This is a genomic window from Arthrospira sp. PCC 8006, assembly GCF_046480465.1.
In the GTDB taxonomy this organism is placed as follows: domain Bacteria; phylum Cyanobacteriota; class Cyanobacteriia; order Cyanobacteriales; family Microcoleaceae; genus Limnospira; species Limnospira platensis.
Genome location: NZ_PKGG01000302.1, coordinates 1 through 4,884 on the forward strand (window position 1 = coordinate 1; position 4,884 = coordinate 4,884).

The window sequence follows — 4,884 nt, forward strand, 5'->3', positions numbered from 1 at the left end:
CCAGTTGCGGATGGTTTGTAAATGGCGATCGCCCCTGTTAACATGGTAACAATGTCTCCAGTGATGCAGTGCCGTTAAATTGCTGTCAGCTAATATCAAAAACCAGACAGTGGGATACAACTACTATGAAACCCGAATCAAATGCTGACATTTTAGCCCCTCTCAAAAATAACATTTTATTTGATAAACTACCTCCCGAAGCCCAACAATGGGCGGAAAGTTTGCCTTGGGAACAACGACGCTATTTACTATCTTTATGTTATATATTCTGTGCTTCCCAACCCGAAAAGCAAGCACAATTTTTAGATGATTATACCGCCGATGGCTTAGTGTCTAAATTACTGGAAGATATCGACTCAATTAATCGCATTCAAAGATACTTTAACTGGTTTAAAGTCACTACACCCTTAACGGAAGTCGTCCTCAGAAAATATATCCGTCAGTTCTATATACACTCCGCCCAAGATGCTAGATGTCAGCCAGATATCTACTTGGAATCAGCTTTAAAATTAGTAGTCAGCACCAAAGAAAAAGAGAACGTTTTTAATTATATTGTCGGCTTTGAATTGATTAAAATTATGTTCAAAATGAGTTGGCAACAACACGAAAGACTAGCGAGATTGCAAAAAAATCAGGATGAATTCATCAAAAAATATATTAAACCTATCCAATATGCTCACCGCCTTAATCGCCTGGTTGTGCCTAAAGATGAAAAAGTCTTTTTTGCCAAACGGGATTATTTTGTGAAAGCACCGGAGGTAAGTCATGCCAAACTGATGGCTTTAATCATGGCCACTTTTACCACTGACCAAATTGTTGACTGTGGCTTTTCGGTAACTAGACATATCCATGCCCTCGAATTTGATTATGACTATATTTTTAACTTTTCCGAATCGGAAAGTATTTTTCCTTGGAACTCCGAATCAATGCTAGAATCTAGTTAACACTCACTCCCTAGACTCTATCCTAGTTTACGTTAATCTAAATTAAGTGAGGCACAAAAGTGTTACTACCCAAAGGCTTTGAAGTGGAAATGTACACGGGTACACCCCAAGGGGATATAGTAGGTTTTTCCGATAAGATAGTCAAAAATCTTGATGGGTTTGTCCGAGAACCAGATACTCGTAATGTGGAGTATATAACCGCCCCAATTTGCAGTTACGATCGCTCCCTTTGCGCTTTAGTAAAACCTCGGCAACAATTGCGACAATACCTGCACCAACTTGGCAACTACACCATTATACCAGGTAGCACCCTGTCTCTGGGCGACAGTCGGCGCTTTTACCGTTCTGACCCCAACAACCCCTATCATGCCTACATTCAGGAAACCTACGGAACTGATGTAGTTACCGCCAGCATCCATATTAACATCGGTATTGATGATCCGGAAGTGCTAATGCGTGCGGTGCGCCTAGTGCGAGTAGAAGCGCCATTGTACCTAGCCCTCAGCGCCTCCTCTCCCTTTTTGGACGGTAAACCCACGGGCTATCACTCCCATAGGTGGCATTTGTTCCCCAAAACTCCCCGCCACGTTCCCCTGTTTGAAAGTCATTCTCATTATATCCAGTGGACTAATGAACAACTCGAAGCTGGAACTATGAGAAATGTGCGACACCTGTGGTGTTCGGTGCGTCCTAACGGTGTCCGTCGCCCCTACAGCCTCAATCGCCTGGAATTAAGGATTTGTGACCTAATAGTGAATCCCATAGCCTTGCTGGCGACTACAGCCCTCCTAGAGGCGAGGTTATGGCAACTGATGGAGACCCCCAACCTAGACCCCCTGGAATTGAGTAGCCTACCAGCCAACACCCGCAATCAGGAATTAGTGGCGATCGCAGATGCTAATGAGGAAGCAGTCGCCCACCGGAGTCTGGACGCTAACCTGAGACACTGGAAAGATGGCAGTAGTATTTTAGCCCGCGATTGGATCGAAAATCTCTATGCAGAAGTGTGGCCACTGGCTAAACAGCGCGGTTTTAGCTGTTTTCTGTCTCCCCTCAAAAAGATTCTGCGGGAGGGAAACAGCGCCGGACAGTGGCTTAAACAGTATGAAAGTGGCATGGATACCCGCAGTATTATCAAAAAGGCGATCGCTGATGCTTATGAACAGGAACAGGAACTTGAAGATAAATTATGTCAATTACTGGTTACCTAGTGGGTTGATGCAAAAGACCTATTAATATATCTTATGTCCCCAGCCGGGGAGGAAATATAAAAAAAAGCTATAGAAATGTGGCTTTCCCCTCAGAAGTTGGGAATGATATAGTATTGACTTCTGGCAGCTAAATTCCTGGCTATTTCATGCGATCGACTATGCCCCAACTCGTTCTAGTTAATCCTCAAATCCCCCAAAATACAGGGAATATTGCCCGCACCTGCGCGGCTACCCAAACACCATTGCATCTGGTGGGTCCCCTGGGATTTGAAATTAGCGATCGCTATCTGAAACGGGCCGGACTAGACTACTGGCCCTATGTGCCCCTGAAATACCATACCCATATAGAGGATTTCCGAGCCTTTCACCAACCATTAGGGGGCCGCTGGGTCGGATTTAGCGCCCGTGGAAAACAGAATTATGTGTCCTTTCCATTTCAGGAAAATGATTGGCTGCTGTTTGGTAGCGAGACAGAAGGGCTCCCTCCAGAAGTTCTAGCCCTCTGTCAAGCTACCGTCTACATCCCCATGTCTCAACCCAATGTCCGCAGCCTGAACCTCTCCGTTAGTGCCGCTGTAGGATTGTTTGAAGCCCGCCGACAACTAGGTTTGCTGGCTTAACCCCCACGGTCTAAACATAAGTTTTGATTATATACTACTGGAGGAGTAGCTCTATGTCTTCTGATAGATTTTCGTGATAAATCCAAGGATGTCTGGGTGAGAGGGTAAAGTCGGCGTAAGGATTGATATATCAAGTTGTTGGCTACTTGAGTATATTCTTAACACTACTGTGCTAAAGTTGGGAAACCACAAAACATGGTTCCCAAGCCATTGTGTTTTTTGAGGTAGATGGTGTAAAGTTTGATTCGGGATCAGCGGATTCCCAATCTGCATTTCCTGCCAACTGTCTTTTATCTATGACATAAAGGGAATTGCTAGATAGTTAACTCACACTCTCAAACTTGGGGTAATTGATGGGTAAAGGTGGCTTGTCGAAATTCAAAAAGCAAGGTAATCTGACCTAATCAATATGGCTGGCAGTGGTTGGCCTCATGTAATCAGCATGATAAATATCACTTATCAGTTACTGTAATCGCAGGTTCTGCTTAAAGCCGTGTTAAATACAGATAACTGAGGAAAACCAGCCCCAAGGTACAGTTTAAGCGCTTCTCCATAGGAGGTCGTTCTTTGAAAGGAACAGTTCCACACAACAATCAACCTGTTGTTACGGGTGCCAATGAGACAGATATGAACTTGGAAACTACACAACAGGTCACAGTCCCCAGTCGGAGCCGGGTAAAAACCTCTGCTGCGTTCTTGGGTTTAGCGATTGCATCAGGTCTTCTGTTTCCCGAAGGGGGTAGTGCTGCTACTGAGTCACTAACAGCCGATAGCACCAAAGCCATGCAGTCTTCTTCTAATCAAGCTGCATTTAATCAAAACGGCGACTCAGTATCTGATTCATCAGATTGGCAACCATCCATTCTGCGAAACCTGACAGAATCTAATTCTAGGTCTATGGGTTCGACAACCCCAGTAGAACCAGCAGCAGTTATTGACCATCAGGAAAACGAGACTCAAGCCCAAGAGCAAGCCCAGCCAGGGTCTGTGGTTGTCTCGGAACCGTCTTTATCAAAATCTGAAGACAAACCTTTCCCCAATCAGTTTGACACCATCGAAAGGGTGGGGGGAAATAGCCTTAGCGGTTCAGACTCCTATAGATCTAGCTCTGATGTTACGGAAAATACTGCCCCTAGCCCTCGTTTTTCTCAACCTTCCCAGGTTAGCAACGCGGTGAGGGAGACAATTAGGGAAACTGACATCAGTTCCTTTAATCGGGTTCCGGGTACGTTGGTGATTGACTCTGACCCCAATCAGTCGGTTTCGGTGGTCTATAAGGTCAGCTCAGGAGACACTATCGATCGCATTGCTGAAGCTCACGGGGTCTCAGTGAATGATGTGATTAGATCTAATAATTTGACTGACCCTCACTTGATTAAGGTTGATCAAGAACTGAGGATTCCTAAACGTTTGAATAACTATCTGACATCTCCAAGAGATAGTTACACAGCAGATCACAACTTAAACAACTCCAGAGTTGATTTGGGAAGAACCCAAACTACTACTCCTAGCCACAGAGCATCTACTGGCGACAATACTCCGGGAGCTTCTGTTAGACTACGCTTGAGTCAAACTGTGACTCCTACAGTTCTCCCGTCCCAAATATCTGGCGATATCACCAAACCGGTGGGCCTGAAAGTGGTGGGCGATCGCTTGGGTACATCAAATGATGGTGGCGATCGCATCTGGCCCAGAAAACTCTCTGAACTCAGTCAACAAACCCCTGTCATAGAGTCTAACTATACTGATAACTCAACTACAGCTTCACGAAAGGATCTATCAACTAGTGGTGAGTCCCAACCCAGTAGTAATGGGGAATTTAGTCTTGCTGATGCTGAGGAGAGAAGGCTTACCCCTCTCAATCGCCGCCACAGCAGCAGTAGACTCTATAGCGATCGCCTGAGAACTGAGATTGAGCGACTGCGAAACGAGTACCACGCTCAACAGTCTCAACCCACCTATTCCTATCAAACTGTCAGCTTTTCTCAGGAACCAGAAGAATTAGCAATCGAAGCCAAGGCGGAAAAAGCCGAAACCGCTGATCAGGTTTTCACTGCTACTGAACCTAACCCCAGACGACTACAACGGATTAATCCTCAGTTTAACCCC

4 protein-coding genes are annotated in these 4,884 nt (G+C 45.3%); all 4 read left to right on the forward strand.

Annotated elements, in window-relative coordinates; translation table 11 throughout:
• Positions 1 to 125: 125 nt before the first annotated feature.
• Complete coding sequence (locus B9T16_RS25730) at positions 126 to 944, forward strand: cobyrinic acid a,c-diamide synthase (RefSeq protein ID WP_317270329.1); 819 nt, start codon at positions 126 to 128, stop codon at positions 942 to 944.
• 59 nt (positions 945 to 1,003) lie between these two features.
• Positions 1,004 to 2,155, forward strand: coding sequence for a glutamate--cysteine ligase (gene gshA / locus B9T16_RS25735; RefSeq protein WP_317270330.1), 1,152 nt, complete (start codon positions 1,004 to 1,006; stop codon positions 2,153 to 2,155).
• A gap of 158 nt (positions 2,156 to 2,313) precedes the next feature.
• Complete coding sequence (locus tag B9T16_RS25740) at positions 2,314 to 2,775, forward strand: tRNA (cytidine(34)-2'-O)-methyltransferase (protein ID WP_006616954.1); 462 nt, start codon at positions 2,314 to 2,316, stop codon at positions 2,773 to 2,775.
• A 567-nt stretch (positions 2,776 to 3,342) separates the two neighbouring features.
• The coding region (locus tag B9T16_RS25745; protein WP_410246098.1) for a LysM peptidoglycan-binding domain-containing protein at positions 3,343 to 4,884 on the forward strand (1,542 nt) is incomplete at its 3' end.

Coding starts and splice junctions, on each gene's coding strand:
- B9T16_RS25730 (WP_317270329.1), top strand. CDS start 126: ATGAAACCCGAATCAAATGCTGACATTTTAGCCCCTCTCAAAAATAAC.
- B9T16_RS25740 (WP_006616954.1), top strand. CDS start 2,314: ATGCCCCAACTCGTTCTAGTTAATCCTCAAATCCCCCAAAATACAGGG.